The sequence below is a fragment of the Dinghuibacter sp. genome (assembly GCF_035492835.1).
GTDB lineage: Bacteria > Bacteroidota > Bacteroidia > Chitinophagales > Chitinophagaceae > Dinghuibacter.
This window is the reverse complement of record NZ_DATJIY010000001.1, coordinates 1-24,699: the sequence shown is the minus strand read 5'-3', so window position 1 is coordinate 24,699 and position 24,699 is coordinate 1. Positions and strand designations below refer to the sequence as shown.

Annotated in this window: 19 protein-coding genes; 5 read left to right on the top strand and 14 right to left on the bottom strand. The window is 59.2% G+C overall.

Features of this window, described 5'->3' with window-relative positions; genetic code table 11:
- The coding region (locus VL547_RS00095; protein ID WP_325573857.1) for a glycoside hydrolase 43 family protein at positions 1-1,567 on the top strand (1,567 nt) is incomplete at its 5' end.
- 32 nt (positions 1,568-1,599) lie between these two features.
- On the top strand, positions 1,600-2,286 hold the full coding sequence (locus VL547_RS00090; protein WP_325573855.1) for a hypothetical protein: 687 nt from the start codon (positions 1,600-1,602) through the stop codon (positions 2,284-2,286).
- A 35-nt stretch (positions 2,287-2,321) separates the two neighbouring features.
- On the opposite strand, the gene VL547_RS00085 is transcribed toward VL547_RS00090, so the two are convergent.
- The 9 genes from VL547_RS00085 to pfkA form a co-directional block, all read right to left on the bottom strand.
- Positions 2,322-4,793 carry a T9SS type A sorting domain-containing protein gene (locus tag VL547_RS00085; RefSeq protein WP_325573853.1) on the bottom strand — a complete coding sequence of 824 codons (2,472 nt, stop codon included), beginning with the start codon at positions 4,791-4,793 and terminating at the stop codon, positions 2,322-2,324.
- Positions 4,794-4,861: 68 nt separating this feature from the next.
- The gene (locus VL547_RS00080; protein ID WP_325573852.1) at positions 4,862-5,446 is read right to left on the bottom strand and encodes a TlpA disulfide reductase family protein; all 585 of its coding nucleotides are present in this window, start codon (positions 5,444-5,446) and stop codon (positions 4,862-4,864) included.
- On the bottom strand, positions 5,439-6,836 hold the full coding sequence (locus VL547_RS00075) for an alpha-L-fucosidase (RefSeq protein ID WP_325573850.1): 1,398 nt from the start codon (positions 6,834-6,836) through the stop codon (positions 5,439-5,441). Before VL547_RS00075 ends, VL547_RS00080 begins: the two co-directional genes overlap by 8 nt.
- On the bottom strand, positions 6,833-8,416 hold the full coding sequence (locus VL547_RS00070; RefSeq protein ID WP_325573848.1) for a beta-N-acetylhexosaminidase: 1,584 nt from the start codon (positions 8,414-8,416) through the stop codon (positions 6,833-6,835). Before VL547_RS00070 ends, VL547_RS00075 begins: the two co-directional genes overlap by 4 nt.
- 6 nt (positions 8,417-8,422) lie before the next feature.
- The gene (locus VL547_RS00065) at positions 8,423-10,270 is read right to left on the bottom strand and encodes a CocE/NonD family hydrolase (RefSeq protein ID WP_325573846.1); all 1,848 of its coding nucleotides are present in this window, start codon (positions 10,268-10,270) and stop codon (positions 8,423-8,425) included.
- Between the two features lie 11 nt (positions 10,271-10,281).
- Positions 10,282-12,075 carry a CocE/NonD family hydrolase gene (locus VL547_RS00060; protein WP_325573844.1) on the bottom strand — a complete coding sequence of 598 codons (1,794 nt, stop codon included), beginning with the start codon at positions 12,073-12,075 and terminating at the stop codon, positions 10,282-10,284.
- Positions 12,076-12,120: 45 nt separating this feature from the next.
- Positions 12,121-12,660, bottom strand: coding sequence for a 2'-5' RNA ligase family protein (locus VL547_RS00055; protein ID WP_325573842.1), 540 nt, complete (start codon positions 12,658-12,660; stop codon positions 12,121-12,123).
- Between the two features lies 1 nt (position 12,661).
- A complete protein-coding gene (pyk, locus tag VL547_RS00050) occupies positions 12,662-14,155 on the bottom strand; it encodes a pyruvate kinase (protein WP_325573840.1) in 1,494 nt (497 codons plus the stop codon).
- A 20-nt stretch (positions 14,156-14,175) separates the two neighbouring features.
- Positions 14,176-15,159: a 6-phosphofructokinase gene (gene pfkA, locus VL547_RS00045; protein WP_325573838.1), complete on the bottom strand. Its 984-nt coding sequence runs from the start codon at positions 15,157-15,159 to the stop codon at positions 14,176-14,178.
- A 96-nt stretch (positions 15,160-15,255) separates the two neighbouring features.
- Between pfkA and VL547_RS00040 the strand changes: the two genes are divergently transcribed.
- Together VL547_RS00040 and VL547_RS00035 are read left to right on the top strand one after the other, a co-directional pair.
- On the top strand, positions 15,256-17,331 hold the full coding sequence (locus VL547_RS00040; RefSeq protein ID WP_325573836.1) for a prolyl oligopeptidase family serine peptidase: 2,076 nt from the start codon (positions 15,256-15,258) through the stop codon (positions 17,329-17,331).
- Positions 17,328-18,248, top strand: coding sequence for an SDR family oxidoreductase (locus VL547_RS00035; RefSeq protein ID WP_325573834.1), 921 nt, complete (start codon positions 17,328-17,330; stop codon positions 18,246-18,248). Before VL547_RS00040 ends, VL547_RS00035 begins: the two co-directional genes overlap by 4 nt.
- On the opposite strand, the gene VL547_RS00030 is transcribed toward VL547_RS00035, so the two are convergent.
- The 4 genes from VL547_RS00030 to VL547_RS00015 are packed head-to-tail and all read right to left on the bottom strand — an operon-like array spanning position 18,245 to position 22,728.
- Positions 18,245-19,309, bottom strand: a complete 1,065-nt coding sequence (locus VL547_RS00030) for a hypothetical protein (RefSeq protein WP_325573832.1) — start codon at positions 19,307-19,309, stop codon at positions 18,245-18,247. The genes VL547_RS00035 and VL547_RS00030 overlap by 4 nt on opposite strands.
- 3 nt (positions 19,310-19,312) lie before the next feature.
- A complete protein-coding gene (locus VL547_RS00025; protein WP_325573830.1) occupies positions 19,313-20,254 on the bottom strand; it encodes an ankyrin repeat domain-containing protein in 942 nt (313 codons plus the stop codon).
- 49 nt (positions 20,255-20,303) lie between these two features.
- A complete protein-coding gene (gene ctlX, locus VL547_RS00020) occupies positions 20,304-21,194 on the bottom strand; it encodes a citrulline utilization hydrolase CtlX (RefSeq protein WP_414648325.1) in 891 nt (296 codons plus the stop codon).
- Positions 21,195-21,249: 55 nt separating this feature from the next.
- Positions 21,250-22,728 carry an arginine deiminase family protein gene (locus tag VL547_RS00015; protein WP_325573825.1) on the bottom strand — a complete coding sequence of 493 codons (1,479 nt, stop codon included), beginning with the start codon at positions 22,726-22,728 and terminating at the stop codon, positions 21,250-21,252.
- A 53-nt stretch (positions 22,729-22,781) separates the two neighbouring features.
- Between VL547_RS00015 and VL547_RS00010 the strand changes: the two genes are divergently transcribed.
- A complete protein-coding gene (locus VL547_RS00010) occupies positions 22,782-23,486 on the top strand; it encodes an NUDIX hydrolase (protein ID WP_325573823.1) in 705 nt (234 codons plus the stop codon).
- A gap of 9 nt (positions 23,487-23,495) precedes the next feature.
- Here the strand turns inward: VL547_RS00010 and VL547_RS00005 are convergent, their stop codons facing one another.
- Positions 23,496-24,674 (bottom strand): hypothetical protein, encoded by a 1,179-nt coding sequence (locus VL547_RS00005; RefSeq protein ID WP_325573821.1) that lies wholly within the window; start codon positions 24,672-24,674, stop codon positions 23,496-23,498.
- Between the last annotated feature and the right edge of the window lie 25 nt (positions 24,675-24,699).

The following is a 24,699-nucleotide window of genomic DNA, read 5'->3' as shown; positions in this document are numbered from 1 at the left end:
GGCCCTGGTGATCACGATGCTCGTCGCCGCCGCGAAAGCCCAACAAGTCTACACCCCCGACAACGGAAACGGCACCTTCACCAACCCCCTCCTGTGGGGCGACTGGCCCGACCCCGACGTCATCAGGGTAGGGGACGACTTCTACCTGGTTTCCACCAGCATGCACTACGTGCCGGGCAGCCCTATCCTGCATTCAAAAGACCTGGTGAACTGGGAAATGGCCGGCTACGCCTTGGATCGTTACAACGAAGACCCACGCTATGACATGAAGGGGGGCGCCCTGTACCTCAACGGTTCCTGGGCGAATACCCTCCGCTACCACCACGGGAAATTCTATGTCGGCTTTTGCACGCCCAACGGCCTCGGCGCGCAAGGCCATTTTTCGATGTGTGTCGCCGACGACGTGCGAGGCCCCTGGAAGCGGACCATCTTCCCGGAATACCTGTACGACCCTGGTCTGTTCTTCGACGACGACGGCAAGGTCTACGTCGTCCACGGCCAGGGTACAATATACCTCACCGAGCTCAACAGCGACGCCCTTTCTGTAAAGTCGCCGCGCGTGAAGATATGGAGCACCGGCTTCGACAGCGACGGCGTGCCCGGTCATAGCTTCGGCATGGAAGGATCGCATGTGTACAAGATCGACGGCTGCTATTACATCACCTGCCCCGCGGGTGGAACCGAAGGATGGCAAATCTGTCTGCGCAGCAAGAGTATTTACGGCCCCTACGAATACAAGACGATCGTCCACGATGACGGCTCCTACCCGCCGAATGGCCTTCACCAGGGCGGCATGGTGCAACTCAAAAACGGCACGTGGTGGTTCATCATCATGCAGGACCGCGGTCCCATCGGCCGCGTCCCTCACCTGGAGCCCGTCGTCTGGAAGGACGGCTGGCCCATGCTCGGCCGCGACGGCAACGGCAAAGGTGTCGTCACCTATCCCAAACCCGACGTAGGCAAATCTTATCCCATCCGCGTTCCCGCGACCTCCGACGGGTTCGACAGCCCCCGCCTGGGCCTCCAGTGGCAATGGAACCACAACCCGGACAACCGCAAATGGTCGCTGGCCGAGCGTCCCGGGTACCTCCGGCTACACGCCGGTTTCGCGCCCGACCTCACGATGGCCCGCAATTCCCTGACCCAACGCGTGCAGGGGCCTCAATCGTCCGGCACCGCCGAAGTCGACATAAAGAACATGAGGGACGGTGACATCGCCGGCGTGGCCGTATTCGAAAAACCCTACGCCTTTATCGGCATCGGACAACGGAACGGCGCCCGCCGCCTCCTGATGGTCCTCGATGGGCGTGTAATCGACAGCCTTCCCATACGACAATCCACGATATGGCTGCGCGCCTATGCCACCGACAAGGGCTTCATCGCAACGTTTTCCTACAGCCTCGACGGCAAACGGTACAAAAGCTTCGGCAGCCCATTGCCCATGCAGCTCGGCCTCGACTGGACCGCCAACCGGTTCATGCTATTCAACTATAACACGCAACAAACCGCCACCCCGGGCTTCGTCGATGTCAACTGGTTTCACTTCTCCGGCGCCCCCGAACCATAGGCATCTCCCCGGAAGTTATTATCTTCAACCCAATGCCCGACTCCTTCCTCACCTTCGAAAAGTTCACCGACCCTGCCCTCGCCGCCGCGATCGCCGGAGAGCTCGAGGCCCATGGCATCCCCGCCAAGGTCGTCGACGACAAACCGGTATTTGACGCCAGCTTTGCCAACACCCACTACGAAGCGACCGCCCTGTTACAGGTGGCGCCCGCCGACTTCACCCGGGCCCGTAAGGTCCTCGAAGACTTCTACCAGTCACAATTGAGCCACCTCGACCCGGATTACTACCTGTTTTCCTTTACCGATGGGGAGCTGACGAACGTCATCCAACACCCCGACGAATGGAGCCCGCTGGACTACGCCCTGGCCAAACAACTCCTCGCCCAACGCGGAAAGCCCGTCACCGGTGAACAAGAGGCAACCATCCGGCAACAAAGGATACACACCCTGGCCAAACCCGAAAAAATGCACCTCGGCTGGGTCATTATCGGATACTGCGCCGCCCTCACCGGTGGCATCCTGGGTTTGATCCTAGGTTACGTGCTGATAGCCGCAAAAAAAACGTTACCCAACGGCCAGCGCGTCCACGTCTATACGGCAAAAGAGCGGCAGCAGGGCCGGATTATCCTTCTGGTCACCTTAGCGTGCTTTGTCCTATGGGTATTGACCGGCCGCACCTGGATGACCGTGCTCTTCTACTGGACGCCGTCCCTGTTTTAGGCGTTGCCCATTGCGCGCTGCCCGCCGCCCATAGATCACCAAAAATGGAGCAACTCTTTGTGGTATACCACGCCTTGGGTCTCCCGTATCACTAACTGATAGAACCCAAAAGCCAGTCGCCCCGTCTCCAGCCTCACGCTGGTCCCGGTCAGCACCTTCTCCAGCACCAGCCGACCCATGGCATCGTATAGCATTACGGTAGCGGCCGGCTCCTCCTTCCCTTCTTCAGCGCTCCGCTGGATGACGAGCCAGTCGGCAAATGGGTTGGGATAGACGACCCAGACCGGCGGCTTGTCAAAGAACAGATGCCTGATGTCGCTGGTTTGCGTGCTGTTGTCCACATTCACGAGAACCAGCCGGTAAGAATCGGCGCCCACTAAAGGAGCCTCGTCGGTGAAGGAATAGTGCCGGAACCCATCGCTGCTACCCGCTGCGGCGACCACGCCGATGCTGTCCCAGCCCGACGTCTCCGTGGATCTTTCCACCACAAATCGCTGGCTGCCCAGCTCGGACGTCGTCTCCCACGAAAGCACCGCCCGGGTGTTGTTTTCCGCCACCGCCCGGAAGTTCAGCAGCCTGGAATGCGGTGAAGCAAAAAGGGCTAGGACTTCCAGGTTATAGTACCCCTCCAGGAGGAAGGTGTCCTTCCCGGTAACGGCGCTGGTAAATTGCGTGGGACGATCCAGCACGCTACTACCCCAATGGACGCCATCGGCGGACCACAACAGATAACCTTGCTGCGGGTAGTCATGGTTGTCGATGGAGCTTATAAAGTGCCCGTGGCTGTAGAATACGGAGGAGAAATTGAACGCTTGCACGCTGGCTGGAATGCCATAAAGGGTATCCAGGATGATGTTATAGGTGTTGGTGGTAGGATCGGTCAATATTTCGGTCCACGGCATCATCTGGGGCGTCTGGTCCACATCGGTGCTGATCACGCCGAACAAATAAAACCTGGCGCTGTCGGCATCATAGGCAATGTCGGCGATGAACGGTGCATTACCCCCGACATAAGTAGTACCATAGCTGCTCCCGTCGGTGGAATACAAGAGGATGCCATTGGAACCGATCACGTAGAATTCGCCGTTCAGGAAGTGGGCCCTTAAAGCGGTGCCGAAGGGCACCGGCGCGGGAAGCTGCCGCGGGCCGGGCGAATAGGTTGGGATAGCGGAGGGCGACCAGGTAAGCCCGTCCGTGCCATAAAACAACGAGTCGGTTTCCGAAAAAGGGCCATTCGACGCCCATGCGATATAATGACCATTACCGTAAGACATACCCATGAACGCGTGTCCGGACGCCCCCCTGTCCGTCCAGGTGTGCCCATCGGCCGATGTGTAGGTTTTGGTACCGATCGCCCAGAACTGCGTGCCGTCGTATATAAGCCCCTGCGCGCCCGGAGCCGTATACGCGAGCGTCCAGCTCGCGCCATCGGTCGAGCCATACAGATAGCTCGCGTCCGCGGTCACGCTAAGCTTTACATAGTTCCGGCCATTAGTGGCCAGATAGGCGGCGTTGCTACCCGCGATGGCATAATGCAGCCCATCCGTCGATACAGCCATGGGGCCGGCCCCGGCGCCGTCAAAGAGGAAATACCGGTGGTTAAAATAAGCTCCGTGGGCGGGTTCGCTCAGCACGGTGCGATAAGCGGGGCCAAAACGGATACCGTCCTCGGAAGCCGACACCCGAACCGCATCGACCGTGTCGTTGCGAAAACTGGATATATAGACGCGCGTGTCGTCTCCAAATACGTCATAGCACTCTCCGGCGGTCGGCGACACCGCAATAGGGGACCAGTGGCGCAGGTCGGTGCTGACCAGCGATGAATCGTTGCTAAACAAATAGAACCGTCCGCGCGCAAACCCGAAGTTGAAAGACAAACGGGAACTATCCGCCGTCCATCCCCCCGCCGAGCTGTCATAGAGCGTGGCCGGAACGTCGGCCGTCACCACCAGGTGGCCATTACCGTAATAGACGCCGTTGAAGTGCGCCGTGGGGTTCCCGATACCCGTTGTCCTTTTGGTCCAGGTCAAACCGTCGGGGGAGGAAAGAAAGGTCGCGGAGTCGCCCACCGCATAAAAAAGCCCGTGAAGATAGCGCACGGCGCCGATGTTCCGAGTGGTGCCCGAAGCCGCGCGTGTCCACGTCGAAAGGTCCGCCGACGTATATATCCGGCCGCTGTCCGACGTCACGACCCAACGGCCGGCGCCAAAGGCGATGGATACGTTCTGGAAAAAGTCGGCCAGGACGGAATCCGGTCCCAACGGAGGGCTGGCCGTCTCCGACCATTGGAGCCCGTCGCGTGAAGTATACAGACGCGCAGGGTGTTTCATACACGCCACAAAAAGCCCCTTACCATAAATCACTTGTCTGAAAACGGCGTTGTTGGTGTCGGGTAAACCCTCCCGGACGGTTACCAGGGGAGTCGGCCCCTGGGCGCGGATCGTTCCACCCGCAAAAAAAGTCAGAACAGCGGTCAGCAAAACAACTGAACGCCAAGTGCGTAGCATAGGTTTCATGGTTAGTCATTAAGTTAATGGTATTACTTAATGTACAAAAAAACCATGAGATTCCGCGGTTATCTCGGATTATCTTTCAAGGCCTTATCTATTTGTGTATTCAACAGCTGGTACAAAGCATCGGTGCCTGACGAGGAAGCCCGTCCAAACAGCACAAACGATACCCGCCCACGATGATCTGTAATGATCGTACACGGATACAGCGACACCTTCTTTAGCGAATCGACAATCGACCGGTTCAAAGACACCTGCTTGAACTCAAACGGATGGGACGACAGAAACAAACGAATCCGCTCGGGCGAATCCCAGCTGATCCCCACGAACCGAACATGGCTGTCCTTGTACGCGGCCGCCACCCTGTTGAGCGTGGGGATCTCCGCCGCGCAGGGCGGACACGCCGCGAACCAGAAGTTGTATACCACGACTTGTCCCGAATCCGGCGGCGGCAAAGCATGCCCGTCGATGGTCGTCAGCGTCCCCGGATTGAACGCCGTCCCGAAATACCCCACATACGACGCCGTTACCCCCGCGCTATCCGTAAAGACGAATTTCCGCCCGTTATCCGTCAACGTGTGCGACTGCGCCCACACCACCAACGGCAGGAGGAGCGATAGCAACGCCCCGGACAAACGCTTCTTACCCATGCTTCGGAGCCTTTATGGCAAACACGACCGCATACCGCCCGACAAAACCCGTTTGCAACCGCCGCGGAATCTGCAACGTCGACCCCGAAAAAGGAATCCGGACGCCATTCAAGGTAACGGTAGACCCCGGTGCAATGGTGAACCCCTCTAGCGTAATCGTCGCCGGTAGCGAAACCGTATCTACCTTATCCGGTGACAGATAAAATGCATACACCGTCGAGCTGTCGGCCGACCGCGTATAGAACAGCCTGTCGTGCCCGTAGGGCGCCATCATCCGCGACCCATAGATGGCCGACCCGTTGACCGACATCCACGACCCGATGTCCCGCAGCCGCGCATACGCGACGGTGTCAAAATCACCCGCCGGGCTCGGCCCGATGTTTAGCAGGAAGTTCCCGCCCCAGGCCACGATCCGGATCAGCGTATGGATCAGCTGAGACGACGGTTTGTAATGGTCTCCCGGCACATAGCTCCAGCTGTCCCCCATGGTCATACACGTTTCCCAGGGGTAGGAGAGGGGATGATCGGGCACCGATTGCTCGGGCGTCCGGTAGTTCTCGTACGGCCCGCCCACGGCGCGGTCGACGACGATCAGACCGGGTTGGAGCCCGCGCGCCATCGAGGAGATATGCGCCATGTCGATGTCCTGGTTGTAGTGGGGCGGCTTATTCGCCGCATCCGGACACACCCAACCTCCGTCCAGCCAAAGGATATCCATACGGCCATAGCCGCTCATAAGCTCCTTGATCTGGTTATAGGTATAGTCTTTAAAAGCCTGCCAGCGGGCCGGATACTTAGCCGGGTCATAGTTGACGTTGCGGTTGAGCGGCGGGAAATAGGACCACCAGTAATCATTACTGTGCCAGTCCGGTTTTGAAAAATACGCCCCAATGCCAAATCCCTGCGTCCGGAACGCTTTGAACACCTCCAAAGCGACATTGGCCCGCGGCGATGAAGAGAACGGCGTATGCGGCGACGTCACCTTATAGTCCGTCTCGTGCGTATCGAACATACAAAACCCGTCGTGGTGCTTGGTGGTAAACACGACATACCGCATCCCCGCCGCCCAGGCCGCGGAGGCCCAGCGGGTCGGATCGAAGGACGTGGGATTAAACGTCGTCTGCAGGTTTTCGTAGGCCTTCTTATAGGAGAAATAGTCGTTAGCATAAGGGCCGCGCCGCTGCGTCCACCCTTCGTCCTCCGGGCAGATACTCCAGCTCTCCACCACGCCCCATTCGCTATACGGCCCCCAGTGCATCAGCAACCCGAATTTCAGGTCCTGCCACCAGGCAATTTTGTGTTGCACCGCCGTATCGGTGGGCGGAACATAAGGCCCCTCCTGAGCAAACGCAAAGGCCGGAACCAGCAAGAGCAAGCAGAGTAGTCTCATTGGAATATTTGTTTTGCATAATTTACGCGCCACCTCTTCAGCAGCTTCTCCTGCGAAGCCCTCGCCCGCGCCAGGAACGAATCATAATTCTTTACCGCCCGCGGCGTCCAGTCCACCTCCGCCAGCGCCAGCGCCCGCGGATACACCATATACTCCACGTAGTCCGACGTCTTCATATATTCCGTCCACACGTTTCCCTGCGCGCCCAGCACATACGAAGCCAAATCCGGCGTAATAGAAGGCCCGACGGGTTCATAGCCATACACCGTATCCACCGGCAGGAACCCCCCGATGGCCAGCGGCTCTGTAGACGGCGACGCCTGGTAGTGGTCGAAGTACATCCACTTCCCCGGCGTCATAATCACGTCGTGGTGTTGCTGCGCCGCCGCGATACCGCCCTGTTCCCCGCGCCAGCTCATGACCGTGGCGTTCGGCGACAGCCCGCCTTCCAGGATCTCATCCCAGCCGATGATGCTGCGTCCCTTGCTGTTGACGTACTTTTCGATCCGCTGGATGAAGTAGCTCTGGAGCTCCTCCTCGTTTTTGAGACCGAGGTCCTGCATCCGCTTCTGGCATTTCGGACACGTTTTCCAACGGACCTTGGGGCACTCGTCCCCGCCGATATGGATGTAATGAGACGGGAAGAGGGTCATCACTTCGTCCAGGACGTTTTCTATAAAAGAAAAAACGGAGTCGTTCCCCGCGCAATAGACGTCGTCATACACCCCCCAATGCTCGCCAACGGCATACGGCCCCCCGGTACAGCCCAGGTAAGGATACGACGCCAGCGCCGCCAGCGCGTGCCCCGGCATTTCGATCTCGGGGATCACGGTGATGTGCCGCAACGAAGCATAGCGAACGACATCCCTGATCTCGTCCTGCGTATAAAACCCGCCGTACGGAACCCCGTCGCCCACAAACGGGTCGAGGTGTTTTTCCACTTCGGTCTGCGCGCGTTGCGAACCCACCGACGTCAGCAACGGATACTTCTTGATCTCGATCCGCCACCCCTGGTCCTCGGTCAGGTGCCAGTGAAAGGTATTGTACTTGTAGTGGGCCATGAGGTCGATGTACTTCTTGACAAAGGACGCGGGGAAAAAGTGCCTCCCCACATCCAGGTGCAACCCCCGGTAGGCAAAACGCGGCGCGTCCTCAATCGACACCAGCGGCACCTCCAGCGAGCTCCCGCTGTCCGGGAGTATCTGGATGAGGCTTTGCAACGCATAAAAAACACCCGCCGCCGTGCGACCCTCGATCCGCACGCCCTTCGCGCTCACGTCCAGGTAATATGCCTCGTCGCTCGTCAAACCCGACGACGTGGTGCCAAGCGTAATGGCGCCGGCTCCCGCACGCGTGCTCACCGGCAGCCGGAAGCCATAATACTGCTGCAGGTAGTCGTTCAGATACGTAGCCTCTGCCGACAAGGAAGCGTCGCGCACCACCAGGCGGGTGGCAGGCGTCAAAACAAAGCTACCGTCGTGCTCGGTCACCGACACCGGCTCCGGCACGATATTCACCCGGTGCTGCGCGGAAGCGCGAAAACAAATAAAAACAGAAAGGACGATCAGGGTCTTCTTCATAAGAACTTATTGTAAAACCGGTAAAATAATCGAAGAGCTGTGATAGATACGGATCGTCGACTTGACAAAGTCGCTGTCGGCCGCGTGATAGATGTCCACGAACTGTTGCGGGTTCCGGTCCACCAACGGGAACCAGGTGCTCTGTACCTGCACCATGATCCGGTGCCCCGCCTTGAAGGTATGCGCCGCGTCGGGCATGGTGTAGCGCACGGAAGTCACTTCCCCCGGCTTAAAGGCTACGGGCTCCGCAAAACTCTTGCGAAAGCGTCCGCGCATCACTTCCCCTCGGACCAGCATTTGATAGCCGCCCATGGGGTAATGCGTCCCATTGCCGACAAACGACGAAGGGTACTGGAAGTCATCGGGAAACACGTCGATCAGCTTCACGATATAATCCGCGTCCGTCGTCGAAATGCTGGTTTGCAAATCGGCCACGATCGGCCCCGCGATCGTCAAATCGCTCGTCAGCGGCGCCGTCTCGTACACCAGCACGTCCGGCCGCCGCGCCGCAAACCGCTGGTCATCGGTCATATATTCCCGCGTCCGGTGGAAGTGCACGTCCTCGGTATAGGGCACCGGCTTGGCGGGATCGCTGACGTATTCGTCATAACCCGAAGACGCACCGTCAAACGACAACCCGCCAGACCCCGCCAAATACAACCGGCGCTCCGAAAATGCCGGAGGCCACGCCGCGAGCTGATGCCACGTATTTTCCCCCGTAAAAAACACATTCGCCCGCGCCAAGGTATCCGTGCCGTTATTCAAGTAGTGCTGAAAGAACTTAAACTCGATATTCTTCTCATAGTACTCCGCCGTATTACTCCCAAACCGGGCATTCCCCAGGAACCACCCGTTCCCCGAAGCCCATTCCCCGTGGTACCACGGTCCCAGCACCAGCCGGTTGTCGGTGCCGCGACTCTGCGTGGCGATGGCCTTGTACACGTTCTGCGCCCCAAAGCAATCCTCCGCGTCAAACAATCCGCCCACTTCCATCATCGCCGGCTTGACGTCCGTCAGGAACTGCCGGTCGTTCCGCGCCCGCCAAAAGGCGTCGTAGTTGGGATGCGCATAGAGGTCCTTCCAGAAGGCCACGCTATCCCCCATCAGCGCCGCGAAGTGCGCCAGCGAGCCGGTCTTCAGGTACAAATCGTAGTTATCATCGCTTTGAAAACGGATCCCGCGCGGTCTGACCGTCGTCGGTTTTGGCCGCGGCAATCCAAAGGACGTATAGAACGAAAACCCGTCCATGATAAAAAACGCCCCGTTGTGGTGAAAGTCATCCCCCTGGAACCAGTCCGTCACCGGCGCCTGCGGCGACACCGCCTTCAAAGCGGGGTGTCCCGAGAGCGCCGCCATGGTGGAATAAAAACCCGGATAGGAAATGCCAAACACCCCGACGCGCCCGTTGTTCCCCGGGACGTGCTTCACCAGCCAGTCGATGGCGTCGTAGGTGTCGCTGGCCTCATCCGTTTCGGTACCCTTCTTATGCGGATTATACGGCCGGATATCCACGAACTGCCCCTCGCTCATCCAGGCGCCGCGTACATCCTGTGTCACGAAGATGTACCCCTCGCGGGCATACTGCATCAGGTAACCCCGGTAGTAACGCCCGCTGTAGGCCTCCAGACCGTAAGGCGCGCAGGAGTAAGGCGTACGCGTCATCAGGATAGGGTGGTTCGCCCCCGCGGAGTCGACCGGCATGTACACCGACGTGAACAACCGTATCCCATCCCGCATCGGGATATAATACTCGTGCTTGACGTAGTGCTCCCGGAACCAGGCGGAGTCCGCGGAGTGATCCTGCGCCATGGCCACGCCCGGCAGCAGTAACAACAAAAAAAGATAGTTTCTCATGTATGTGGTGTTTATGGCAAATCCGGTATAAAAGGCAAGACGATCCTGGAGTCCCCGTAAATACGAATCTCCGACCGCACAAAGTCGCTGTCCGCCGCATGGTAAATGTCCACAAACCGCTGCGGGTTCCGGTCAAACAACGGGAACCAGCTGCTTTGTACCTGGACCATGATCCGGTGTCCCTTTTTAAACACATGCGCCACGTCATTCAACGTGAACGGCACGGAAGTCCCCAAACCCGGCGTAAACGCCAGCGGCGCCGAAAAGCTCCGCCGGTAACGCCCGCGCATAATATCCCCCCGCACCAGCATCTGGTATCCCCCCATCGGGTACCGTACCGCCGTATCCCGGAAGTCATCCGGGTACACATCGACCAGCTTCACCACGAAGTCCGCATCCGTGGTCGAAATCGAGACGCTCAAGTCTACCTGCACCGGCCCCCCCACGCGAAAATCGGAAGCCAGCGGCTCTGTTTCATACACCAGCACATCCGGCCTTCGCGCCGCGAACCGCTGGTCGTCGTCCATGTATTCGCGCGTGCGGTCGAAACCCACGTTTTCGGTATACGGCACGGGCCGCGCCGGATCGCTCACATATGAGGCGTACCCCGAATCGGGCGAAACGCCCAGTCCCCCGAAAGACTGCAGGTACATCGGCATGGGCGTCGAGACCGGAGGCCACGCCGCCAGCTTATGCCACTCGTTTTCCCCGGTGAAAAACACGTTCACCCGCGCAGGCGTATCCACCCCGTCGTTGAGGTAATGCTGAAAGAACGGAAACTCGATCGAATCCTGGTAATACGCCGCCGTATTGCTCCCGAACCGTATATGACCCAACCCGAACGCCGGTCGCGGCGATGACCACTGTCCATGGTACCAGGGCCCCAGCACAAAGTCGCCGCCGGCAGCCTCGTGCACGTGCAACGTCCCCCACAGGTCCTCTGCGTCGAACAACCCACCGGCCACGAGCAACGCCGGATGCGCCCCGGCCAGGTACCGTCTGTCATCCCGCGCCGCCCACCACGCATCATAATTCGGATGCGCATACAACGAGTCCCAGAACGCCACGCTATCCCCGAGCATCGTCGCGAAATGCGGCAGGGCGCCGGTGCGCAAAAACAGGTCATAACTGTCATCGCTCCGGAAGTCAAAGGCTTTGTGAAATGATGTCGTCAGGCTGGGCCGCGGGTAACCCATCATGCTGTAGAAGCTGAACGCATCCATCAGGCAAAACGCCCCGTTGTGGTGCAGGTCGTCCCCCATGAACCAGTTTGTCACGGGGGCCTGCGGGCTGACCGCCTTTAGCGCCGGGTGGCCCGAGAGCGCCGTCATCGCCGCATAGAACCCTGGATAAGACACACCCAGCGCGCCTACGCGTCCGTTGTTGCCGGCCACGTTGTGCACCAGCCAGTCGATGGTATCATACGCATCCGACGCCTCGTCGACCGAGGCACCCGCCGTATAGGGTCTTATATCCTCGAAAATACCCTCGCTCATAAAGGCGCCGCGGACATCCTGGAAGACCAGGATATACCCCGCCCGGATAAACCGATGCCAAAACGACCCCCCCAGCGCTTCATTAAGGGCCGCTCCGTATGGCGCCGCGGAATACGACGACCGCATCAGCAACATCGGGTGATGCGCGCCGCTATCGACCGGATAATAAATCTGTGTGAACAACCGCACCCCGTCCCGCATCCGCACATACGCTTCCCGCTTGACATAGTGCGCGCGCACCCAGCCCAAATCCTGGGCAAAGGCGGACGAGGAGAAAATCAGGCAGAGCAAAGCCAGGCAGATTCTCATGCGGAAGCAATTGGAGGCTAAATGTAAGGGAAAGCCTCCATACTCCTACCATTCAAACGTATGCACAACTTCCCAATGTGCCCCTTCCAGCTGGAGCAGGGAAAAGGACGCTGCCTTAAAGGACGCTTCGTACGACAGTGGCCCGAAGTGCGCCCAGGCTGCCGGGAAGTCGGTTTCGGACAAATCCCGGTTGGCGATCGTCACGTGCGCGTAGAACGCCTTGGAGTCGTGGCGGATACCCAAGGAAGGGTGCGCGGCCAGGTGTTCCTCCAGCAGCGCCTTCAAAGCCGTCAGCCCCTCGTTTGGAGCCACCGGCACAAAAATCACCGCCGACCCGAAGTGGTCGAACCCGTGCAGCTCCAGGTCCAGGGGCTCGACAGCCGGCTTGAACGCCGTCAACGTCTCCACCAGGTCATCCTCCAACCGTTTCTCCATCAGGAACGACGGCACCAGCGTAATGTGCGCCGGCGACTTCAGCGCCGCCTTGCACCCGAAACGATCCCGCATATAGACCTTATGCGTATGGACCTCCTCGTCGACAAAAGGCGGGCAGACGATCGCAATGTAATAGAGTTGTTTGGACATCTCAGTTCACCTTGGTGATCTTCATGATGTTCGTCGGAAGGTGCTGGTCGACCGGGGTGGAACCCGTATTCACCACCACGTCCCCGGGGTTGATGAACCCGCGGCCCTTGAGGATGTTGATCTGGTCGGTAATGATGTCGTCCAGGCTCGTTTCCTCGTTATAGAAAAAGGCCCTTACGCCCCAGCTCAGTGACAGCTGGTTGACGAGGTGCTCTTTCTTGGTAAACACATACAGGGGCGATTTCGGCCGGTAGCTGGAGAGGATCCATCCGGTATACCCGCTTTGCGTCATCCCTATGATCGCGTCCGCGTGTACGTCCCGCGCGCTTTTACAGGCGTTGTAGCACACCGCGTCACTCAGGAACGAAGGTGAATGGGGTTGGGGCTTGAGGTCCTCTTCGCGGTTGTACCGGTATTCGGTGCGCTCGACTTCGAGGATGATCTTTTTCATGGTCTCCACCACCAGGGCGGGGTGTTGGCCCATGGCGGTCTCGCCGCTCAGCATGACCGCGTCCGTGCCTTCCAGCACCGCGTTGGCCACGTCGGTTATTTCACTGCGGTTGGGCTTGACCCTGTCCATCATCGACTCCATCATCTGCGTAGCCACGATCACCGGTTTGGCGCGGTGGATACACTTACGGATAATGTCGCGCTGCGCCATCGGGACCTTTTCCACCGGGAGCTCGACCCCGAGGTCGCCGCGGGCTACCATAATCCCGTCGGATTCCAGGATGATATTGCGGAGGTCGGTCATGGCCGAGGGCATTTCGATCTTGGCCATGATCTTGATGGTGCTGTTCTTTTCGTTGACGCGCCGGCGGAGGTCGATCATATCCTCTGCCTTACGGACAAAGGAGAGCGCGACCCAGTCCAGCTCCTGGGCGATGATAAACTCCAGGTCGGCGATGTCCTTTTCGGTCATGGCCGGCAGGGAGATCACGGTGTCGGGCAGGTTTACGCCCTTTTTCGGCAACAAGGTGCCGCCATAATTGACGACGACCTTTACGTCCCCGTTGGCTTCGATCGACGTAACCTCCACTTCCAGCTTCCCGTCGTCGATCAGTATCTTTTCACCCACCTTTACATCGTTGTGGAGGTTGGGGTAGGAGACGTAGATACGCTCCTTGTTGCCCACCACCTTTTGCGTGGACGTGAAGGTCAGGATGTCCCCCTTATTGATCACCATGGAGCCGCCCTCGATGTCGCCCACGCGGAGCTTGGGCCCTTGCAGGTCCCCCAGGATGGCGATGTTGTACGGTTCGGTCTTGTTGATCTTCCGGATGTATCCTATGATATTGGCCTTGTCTTCCTGGCTCCCGTGGGAGAAATTCAACCGGAAGACGTTGACGCCGGCCTTGACCAGCTCCAGCAGTTTGTCGTAGGTATCGCAAGCAGGCCCGACAGTGGCCACGATCTTGGTTTTGTGGAAAGTGTGCTCTATGCCTGCTTTTTGATCCATATCCTGGTGCAGGTACTTCGAGACGGCTTTTGACATAAGGTTGGTTTATGAGGGTTTTAGCTCGCGAGGATTTTTACGATCTTGAGCCACTCCTTGTCTATCTTTTGTTTCGCTTTCACGGCCAGGTCCAGCGGCGTGTAGTGCAAGCGGTTGTTGATGATGCCGATCATGACGTTGTGCCGGCCTTCCATCAGCGACTCCACCGCGGCATAGCCCAGCCGGCTGGCCACCAGGCGATCGATACAGGAGGGGGATCCCCCGCGTTGGATGTGCCCCAGGATACAGACCCGGGTGTCCATGTCCGGAAGGCGCTGGCGCACCACCTTGGCGACTTCCTCGGCACCGCCGAATTCGTCGCCTTCGGCCACGACGATGAGGTTGACGAGCTTTTTACGCCGCTGTTTGTCTTCCAGGGACGCAATCAGGTCTTCGATATTGGTCTTTGCCTCGGGGATCAGGATGTTTTCCGCTCCCGTGGCGATCCCGCTGTGCAGGGCGATGTACCCGGAATCCCGGCCCATCACCTCTATAATAAACAAACGGTCGTGGGCATCCGCAGTATCCCTGATCTTGTCGATGGCTTCCACCGCCGTGTTGACAGCGGTGTCAAAACCGATCGTAAAATCCGTCCCGGCCATATCCTTGTCGATGGTGCCGGGGAGACCGATACAGGGGATGTCGAATTCGGTGGCGAACTTCTGCGCGCCCCGGAAGGAACCGTCCCCGCCGATGACCACCAGTCCTTCGATCCCGTGTTTGCGGAGGTTATTATAGGCCTTTTCCCGGCCCGGGAACTCATAAAACTCTTTGCAGCGCGCGGACTTGAGGATCGTGCCCCCGCGTTGGATGATATTGGCGACGCTACGGGAGTGCATCGGGACGATGTCGTCGTCGATCATGCCCATGTAGCCCCTTGTGATACCGAAAACTTCCAGGTTATTGTACAAGCCCGTTCTCACCACTGCCCGGATAGCGGCGTTCATACCGGGGGAGTCGCCCCCCGACGTCAAAACACCAATCTTTGTGACCTTTTTCTCCATTAATATTTTTTATTTTGCCTTTCGGGCGCCCAAAAATAAGGATTTGCCATTAATTCCTTGCATATGAGATTTGCCTTACATCTAACCATTATCAGCATGACGTTATCTGCCTCACTGTCGGCACAGATACCCTATCCGCAGACACCCGTTCGTCCCGTCACCGACGACTATTTCGGCACCAAAGTGATCGACAACTATCGCTGGCTCGAGGACGACAACAGTGACGAAACCAAAGCCTGGGTTGAATCCGAGAACAAGGTGACCCACGACTACCTGTCCGGGATCCCTTACCGGGACAAGGTACACGCGCGTATCGAATCTTTGTACAACTATCCGAAATACAGCTCGCCCTTTGCCAAGTCGGGTTGGTATTACTTCTATAAAAACGACGGTCTGCAAAACCAAAGCGTCCTCTACCGTCAAAAGGGCCCGGACGGCACGCCGGAGGTGTTTTTCGATCCCAACAAGCTCTCTTCCGACGGCACCGTGGCGCTCAACAACGTCTCGTTTTCAAAAAACGGGAAGTACGCAGCCTACTCGATCGCGCGGTCCGGCAGCGACTGGGAAGAAGCCTATATAAAGGACGTCGTCACCGGCCAGGACCTCGCCGATACCCTGCGCTGGCTCAAATTCACCGGTCTGTCCTGGCTGGGCGATGAAGGCTTTTATTACAGCCGCTATCCAACGCCCGATGAAAAGACCAAAATGGTTAACCAGAACCAGTTCCATACGGTATATTACCATCAGATCGGTACGCCGCAGACGGATGACGTGCTGGTATATGCCGACAAGGACCACCCGCTCCGCACCGTCGGCGCTTTTACGACCGAAGACAACCGCTTCCTGTGTCTGTCGACTTCCGAAGGCACCAGCGGCGCCGAACTGATGGCCAGGGATCTATCCGGGGGGGAAAAGGATTTTTCGCTCGTTATTCCGGGCTTCGCGACACAACCCAGTTTTGTCGACAACGATGGCGGCCGGTTGCTCATCCTCACCAACGACGGCGCCCCCAACTACCGCCTGGTCTCCATCGACCCCCACCATCCCGAGAAGGATCACTGGCTCACCGTCATCCCCGAAAAACCCGAAGCCCTCCAATCCGTCAGCACCGGCGGCGGTTATCTCTTCGCCAGCTATCTGAAAGACGCCTCCACCAAGGTCTATCAATATACCTACAAAGGAGAGCTCGTCCGCGAGATCAAGCTCCCCGGAATCGGCACCGCCGGCGGTTTTGGCGGTGAGCACGACGACAAAGACTTCTTCTTTACCTATACCTCCTTCGCCTACCCCCCGAGCATCTTCCACTACGACATCGCCAGCGGGAAGACCACGCTTTTCCGGAAGGCGGAAGTAAAGTTCAACCCGGACGACTACCAGACGGACCAGGTTTTCTTTACCTCAAAGGACGGCGCCCGGGTGCCCATCTTCCTGACCTACCGCAAGGGTATGGTCCGCAATGGCGCCAACCCGGTGAAACTCTATGGCTATGGCGGCTTCCAGATCGCCATGACGCCCGCCTTTAGCGTGTCCAACGTGGTATTTATGGAGCAGGGCGGCATCTACGCCCAGGTCTCCCTTCGCGGCGGGAGCGAATACGGCGAAGCCTGGCATGAGGCGGGTATGCTCCACCACAAGCAAAATGTATTCAACGACATGATCGGCGCAGCCGAGTACCTGATCAAGGAAAAATACACCAGCACCGCCCACCTGGCCATCCAGGGCGGCTCCAACGGCGGCTTGCTGATCGGCGCCTGTATGACCCAGCGGCCCGACCTCTTCAAGGTCGCGATCCCGCAGGTCGGCGTCATGGACATGCTCCGTTTCCAGAAGTTCACCATCGGCTGGGCCTGGGTCACCGAATACGGGAGCAGCGACAAACAGGAAGACTTCGCCTATCTCTATGGTTATTCGCCCTACCACAACCTCAAACCCGGAACCGCCTATCCCGCCACTTTGGTCACGACCGCCGACCACGACGACCGGGTGGTCCCCGCTCACTCGTTCAAGTTCGCCGCCCGGCTCCAGGCCTGCAACGCCGGCCCCAACCCCGTCCTGATCCGGATCGACAGCAAGGCCGGTCACGGGGGCGGGAAGCCCACCGCCAAGATCATCGACGAGGCGGCCGACATACTGGCGTTTACGATGTATAACCTGGAAATGGAATTCAAATGATCCTCGTCACCGGCGCGAACGGTTTGCTGGGCCAGTTCCTGGTAAAAGTCCTGGTGGAAAACCATTGGGAGGTCCTGGCCACCGGCAGGGGCCCGAGCCGGCTATACTTCCCCGAAGACCTGGCCCTCCGGGGCGGAACCGCCTCCTATGTATACGCCGACATGGACTTCACCTCCGCGGCGGACGTCGCGCACACCCTCGACCGCTGGCAACCCACCGTCATCCTCCACGCCGGCGCCATGACCCAGGTCGACCCTTGCGAAGAGGACCCGCTGGAGTGCTACCGCGTCAACGTGGAAGGCACACAAATCCTACTCGAAGCCGCGGCCGCCCGCGGCGCCCGCTTCGTCTTCGTGTCCACCGACTTCGTCTTTGACGGCGCCGCCGGGCCGTACCGGGAAGAAGACACGCCCAACCCGATCAGCGCTTATGGCCGCAGCAAGCTGGGGGCCGAGCGCTGTGTCATGGCCGCTTCCCTGGACTGGTCCATCATCCGCACGGTACTGGTCTACGGTACACCGCTCAGCGGCACGCGCTCCAACATCATCAGCTGGACACGGTCCAGCCTCGAATCGGGGAAACGCATCCAGGTCGTCTGCGACCAATGGCGCACGCCCACCTACGTCGAAGACCTCGCCCTGGCCATCGAATCCGTTGTCCGGCTTAACGCCCGTGGTCTCTATCATATTTCCGGGAAAGACTTTATGACGCCTTACGACATGGCGCTCCGCACCGCCCGCCACCTGGGTCTCGACGAAACCCTCCTCACCCGCGTGGACGCCTCGACCTTCACCCAGCCCGGCCGCCGCCCCCCCCGCACCGGCTTTATCATCGATAAAGCGATCCGGGAATTGGGCTACGACCCCATATCCTTCGACGAAGGCATCGTCCGCACGCTCGGCCTCGCGGACCGCTAGCGCGCCGCCACCGCCCCGCCGCCATCGCGCCCCCTGGCCCCCGCCACCGCCCCCTTGTCAGGCAGAGCCTTCAGCAGCGCCATCATCGCCCAGTTCGTCGCCGTAGCCGAGATATACTGATTTTCGTCGTAGGGCGGAAAATCCGAATTGAAGAACGGCTGTATCGGATACGTCCGCGTCCGCACGATCCACGCCCCGCTCTCGTCCTGATCGGCCAACAGCCAGCGCACGCCCTTTTGGAAAGCCGCGTCATCGGCCCGCGTCGCCCCGCTTTCCGCCAGCGCATACAGTGCCTGCCCCGTCGCATACGCATCGCTGGCGAGCGTCGATAGCTGCGCCCACCCGCCATCGGCCCGCTGCAGGGCCAGCAGGCGTCCCGCGACCCGTTGCAGGTCGGCCTTCGCCCCCCCGGTCCAGTACAACCCCAGCAGCTGGAATACCAGCTCCTGCTGTTCATCGGTTTGCAGGGCCGAGAACCACGACCGCGCCTTCCCGGTCACCGTTTGTACCAGGGCCTTTTTTGACGGGCTGGCATATGCCTGGATAGCCTTGACCGACAGCGCCGTGAGGTGGGCATTGCCCACTTCCAGCGGAGGGCGGCTGTGTTCGGAGTGGAAGCCGCCGTCCGCGTCCTGTTGCCCGATCATATAGTCGACGGCCTTGTCCGTCCGCGCATCCGCGGGCGTCTTTGCCGCGTACAACGACATCATCATATACGGATTGATGAACTTGGCCTCTACAAAACCTTTGATGTGATTGAGGTCGCCGACCGCGTCGAGGTTGTTCTCCATCAGCGCCACCCTTTGCGCGGCGAACGTATCGCGCACCGGCACGCCTTTTTGCCCGCACAAGCCCTCCACCATCACGGTCATCGACGTCTGGTGACACGAGGCACAATGGTCGTGGCTCCGCGCAATAAAAACCTGTTCGCTTTTCAACAGCAGCGGCAGGCTTTTACCGACCGCGTCGCGGATCGCCGTATCCGCGGGAGGATGTACGCGTGTAAGCCCCATCCCAAGGCACGCGGTAGCCGCCACGGCTATGTATGTCTTTGCCAGCATATCTTAGTGTTTGAGCAGTTGAACCGATTCGGTATTCCCTTTGACCTGCGCCAGCGTAAGGGCATCCATCCCGTCCCTGGCCTTGTCCCGGATCCTGGCCCCACGGGCGATCAGAGTCTTCGTGACCCCCGGATTGTCGGTATTGGACATCTGGGCGAACATCAGCGGCGTATAACCCGTGGCGTTCCGGGCGTTCACATCCGCCCCGTGCTCCAGCAGGTACTCGCACGCCCGCAGGTCGTTGCTGACGGCCGCCGTCATGAGGGGCGTTATACCCACGGTATTGGGCAGGAACCCCCGGGGCAGCCCGACGTTGACCCGGGCCCCATGCTCCACGAGCAATGTCAGGACGCCGAAGTCGCTGTAGTATACACATTGGTTGATCGGGTAGTCCCCATCGTAGGCCGTGTCGTCGACCGGCAACCCCAGACCGATCAGGGCGCCCACCAGGGCGGTGTCCCCCGTGGCGGCCGCGTTATACATCAACGTGTTGTCGCCCGCGGCGTGCCGTGGATCGGCGCCATGGGCGATCATCAGCCTGAGCAGGGGCAGCGAGCCGGCGAAGTGCGCCAGCTTCACCAGCGGCGTAAAGCCTTCCTTCGAATACAGGTTGGGATTGGCGCCATGGTCCAGCAAGACCGAGGCCTTTTTTACCGAAGGGATGGCGAACCACAACGCCGTCAGGCTATCGGGGTTGACGTCATTCACCCTGGCGCCGTGGTGCAACAGGATCGTCATTTCTTCAGGGGTACCGCTCAGCGCGGCCAGCATTAGCGGCGTATATCCATCCAACGCCGCATTAGGGTCGGCGCCCTTTTTCAACCGCGCCTCGAGCTGCGCCGCATCACCCGATCGAATGATGCGCGCCATAAGCGTCGCATCGCCCGTCTGGCCGTGGGCAAGCCCGGTGATCAAAACAAAAGTGAGGTAAGCGAGCCATTTCATCCCCAAAATATAGCGCTATTTTAACGAGCCGCTGTGGTCGCCCGCGCCGTTAATCCTTCTTCACCGGCAACCTCACCTCCGCCATCATACACCGCGCGCTCCCGCCCCCATTCGTCTCAATCGCAGAAAGGTCCGCATGCAATATCCGGTTATATGACCCCAGTACAGCCACCTGCTCCCCCGTAAGCGACCCAAACGCCTGCGACGACATCACCAACAGCTTTTCCCCGGAAGCCCCCGATACCTGTAGCATATTCCCCGCAAAGCGCGCCATTTGCGTAAGTGTGATCAAAACAACCGCCTTCCCGGACAGACGAATCTGGTCCAGCACCATCGCGCGCTCCCGCGCATTGGAGATCGCGTCCGCGCAAATCACCACGTACGCGTCCGCAACGCACATCATCACGTTGGTATGGTAAATAGGTAGTCCGCCGGCGTCAGCGGCAGCGAACGTCACCGGCTGGAATTCCATCCGCCCGCAAAAGTCTTCCAGGACCTCCATATCGGTCCTCGGCGATAAACACGCATAGGCGATCCGCTGGTCGCGGTCGAGGACCATGCTCCCCGTACCTTCCAGGTAGCGCGATTTCGCTTCCCACCCGCTCAGGTCCAGCCGGCGGCGTATCACAAAATTCCGCGCGATCTCATCCAGCACCTCCTGCTTCCGCTCCAGGCGCCGGTTAGGCGCGAACATTGGGTACAACACCACCGTCCCGTCCGTATGAAAGGACACCCAGTTATTCGGAAAGATCGAATCCGGGGTATACGGCTCCGGCGTATCGTTCACCACCAGCACCTCCACCCCCGCATCCCGCAGCAGCGCCACGAAGACATCGAACTCCCGCTCCGCGACCGCCTGCGCATCCGCCGTGGCCTTCTCCTGGAACGCATTGTTCACGGCCGTCTGCTCGTTAAACGCGAAGTTCACCGGCCGGATCATCAAGATATGTGAAGTCGTTTGCATCAATCCCCGCGCCGCCGAAGGCGGCGCCGCTTTAGTCAAGGTCGTCGCGCAACAGCGGCAGACTCATACAATGAAATCCCCCCCGCGCCCGCGACAGCTCCGAAGACGGCATCAGGATCAACGTATCCGTCATCTCCTCCACGTGCAGCGTCCCGAGCTCCAACCCATTGATCACCTCCTCCGCCGTCAGGGTCTGAAACCCGGCGCGACGGAAGGCCTCCACCGTCTTGTCATTGCGATCATACCCCAACACCACGCCTTCCTTCAACGCCAGCAAATTGCAAGAATCGGTCCATTGTTCGCGCACGTCGAACGGGAACTCATTGTTGCCGGAATAGATAAACACCGTTTCCTCAGACGACCTCAAGTCAGAAAGCGAGACATCCACCAGCAAGTCTTCCAGGTTGGAAAAGTAAACCGGGTTCTCCACGTCGTCCCGACGGAACTGCGTAATATGCAGCTGGTCCTCCTTTCGACGGCCCTCCAGGATGCGCTGCACCGGGTCCGAGTCCTCGTTGGTGATTGCCTTTTTGGAGAAGTTGCCGAGCATCACCCAAACGTTCCGTTTTATCTGCGTAAAGATCGTGTCGATGTGCATATAGTCCCGCTTCTTCGGGATCCGTACGATGCTCACCTTGGACACGATGCCGCGCGCGAACAGCAGGTTCGTGACCTGGTAGGCCGCCTCCAGCGACGTCCGCTCGCTCACCCCCACCAGCACGTGGTCGGGCGTAACGACCATGATGTCGCCCCCCTCCAGGGTTACCTTTTTCTCGTCCCCGTCCTTGGGGAGGAGGAAGTGCTGGAAGGTCTCCGACAGCTCCAGCACGTTGGGGCGAAGCCTTTCGAAGAAAGGGTGATAAAAGAATATATACTTCGATAACAACGCCTCCCGGGTCCGCGCCTTTTTAGCCGGCTTATTCAATAAAAGATATTCCCCGATCACGATACCGATGTCGCGGGTGAAGATAAAATTCGGGATAGGGGGGAAGAGCATCTCCTTTTCGTCGATGCTGCCCGTGATAAAGACCGTCGCCAGCTGTGACGGTGTCAGGCCGACCAGGCGCCCCTGCGTCTGGAACGAGCAGCTTTCTATGGCGCAGACCGAGGCGATCAGCTGCATCCGGATTTCCCGGTTCTCCAGGATTTCCGCCAGGAGCCACTGGAGCTCGATCACCTTGTCCGATTTGAAAAACCCCGGCCGTCCCGGCTTATAGAACCCGCGCCCCGCGTCGTCGATTTCCGACAGCCTCCCCTGGATCCGCTCCGGGTCGAGAAAATACAGCAGGATTTTGGTATAATAATCGTACTCCTTACGCCTGATCGTGTCCAGGTGGACGATGTCCTCGAACAGCCAGTCCTGCGCCTTGGACGGCACCACCTTCCCCAGCCCGCTGTCCGGACTATGTACCAGCAGCTTCCGCAAACGGCCCACTTCCGAGGTAACCCGAACATCCGCCGTGCCTTCGACCTTCGAAGCGCTCTTCGCTTCCGATTGTTTGTTCGCCATGCCCGGCAAGCTAAGCCTTTTCCCTGATATTCTTTACCTTCGCCCCACTACACATGCCGATCAGTGACATACAAAAGCTTGTTGCTTCATACCCCCGAGTCCCCCTCACCGTGGACTGTGTGGTCTTCGGGTTTGACGACAACGCCCTCAAAGTGCTCCTTATTGAAAGCGACCTGACCGTATTCGAAGGCAAGTGGACCCTGCTCGGGGACTTCGTACAGGACAACGAAACCCTGGACGCCGCCGCGCACCGCATATTCCTCGGGCGCACCGGTATGTCCGACATCTACCTCGAACAGGTACGCGCCTTTAGCGATCCCCGCCGTCACCCGGGCGGCCGCGTCATCACCATGGCTTATTGTTCGCTCGTCAACATCCACCACCACACCCTGAGGAAGCTCGACAACAGCCTCCACTGGCACGATGCGAACGAAGTCCGCGACATGGCCTTCGACCACCAGGAGATCGTCCGGGCCTGTTACACCTGGCTCCAGAAGCGTATCCAGGAACACCCGCTGGGCATCAACCTCCTGCCCGACAAGTTCAGCCTCCGCGAGCTCCAGAACCTCTACGAGGCCATCCTCGACGTACGTCTCGACCGCCGCAACTTCCGCAAAAAGTTCTTTTCGATGGACTTCCTCATCGACACAGGCGAATACGAGGACGACGTCCCCCACCGCCCCGGCCGCCTCTACAAATTCGACTTCGATAAGTTCGAGCGCAAAAAGCGCAAGTGGATCGGCATAGACTTCGCCTGACCGGCGAGCTTATTCACGCGTCAGCGCGCCCCGCATCCCCCCGCCTCCCGACAGCCGCACGAAGTGCCCGCCCGCGTCGATGCGATAATGCCGCACGTCTCTCACGGCAAGCCGCTCGACCTTCCCCTCGTATTCCGCACCGACATACCGGAAGGGCAACGCGGAGACCGTAAAGTCCGTCGAAGGCGCGATAACGCACGTCAGCAACGGCTGCGACCAGCCGAAATGTCCCGCGACAGGCAGATGGTCGATACACTTACCATCCGGGCCGAAGGTGATTAGCTCGTACTCAGTGGACGATCGTATCAGGCTGTTTAGCTTCGCATCCGGTGAAGGGGGTGGAGGCGGTGTAAATGCCATGTCATTGTATACGTAGTCCATATAGATAACGGCGGTGTACGCGGAATTACCCTGGATTTTGGCCACATAAGACATGGCTTCTTCCATCCCCCTGCTCCAGTGCGCACGGTCCCGGGATGGGAGGAAATCGACAAAGCCCGTGCTGATGGGGGCAAAATCCCGTTGCTGCTCCATCCATGAGGTATCCATCGTGAGCGGCAGGGTCACTTCCGGAAAGCCCGCCAGGAAGGTATGCCAGCGCAGCTGTTTCCCGTCGACCGCCGCCGTTTTGACCGAATCATATACATTCATGAACCGGTCCCAGCCTCTCAGGTAGGTGAAAATCGTGTCTTTTAGAAAGCGCAGCGGCTGGTCATACCCGGCCGACAATGCCATCTTCATGTAATAGGCCGCGGAGTCCGGTAGCCAGATGTCGTAGGACCGGCTCGTATCCGGCTGGGCATACGCCGCGCACAAGCCATAATAGGCTTCCGATAACGGAACGAAGCGCAAGGCGCCCGCGATGTTAAATGCCGTGATCGCCTCCCGGTACTGCCGCCCCCGCAACAAAATATTCCCCAGCTGGAAATACCCCCCCGCCGATGGCGCCCTGCAAATAATGCTCTTCATCGTCCCGCTAGCCGCCTCCCAGGAAGCCGCGGTGTCTGCCGCGGAACGATAGCTTTCCCAGCGCAAGCTGTCCGACCCGGACACCGCCATTACGGCCCGGACCGAATCGATGTCGTATAACGCCGAGCGCGCCAGGACGGGCGTGGATCGCCGGCACCCGGACGTCAGCGACGCAGCAACAGCCAGCAAAGCGAAGGCACGCAAGGCGAACACACGCATAAAGTGAATTGTCCTATCAAATTAT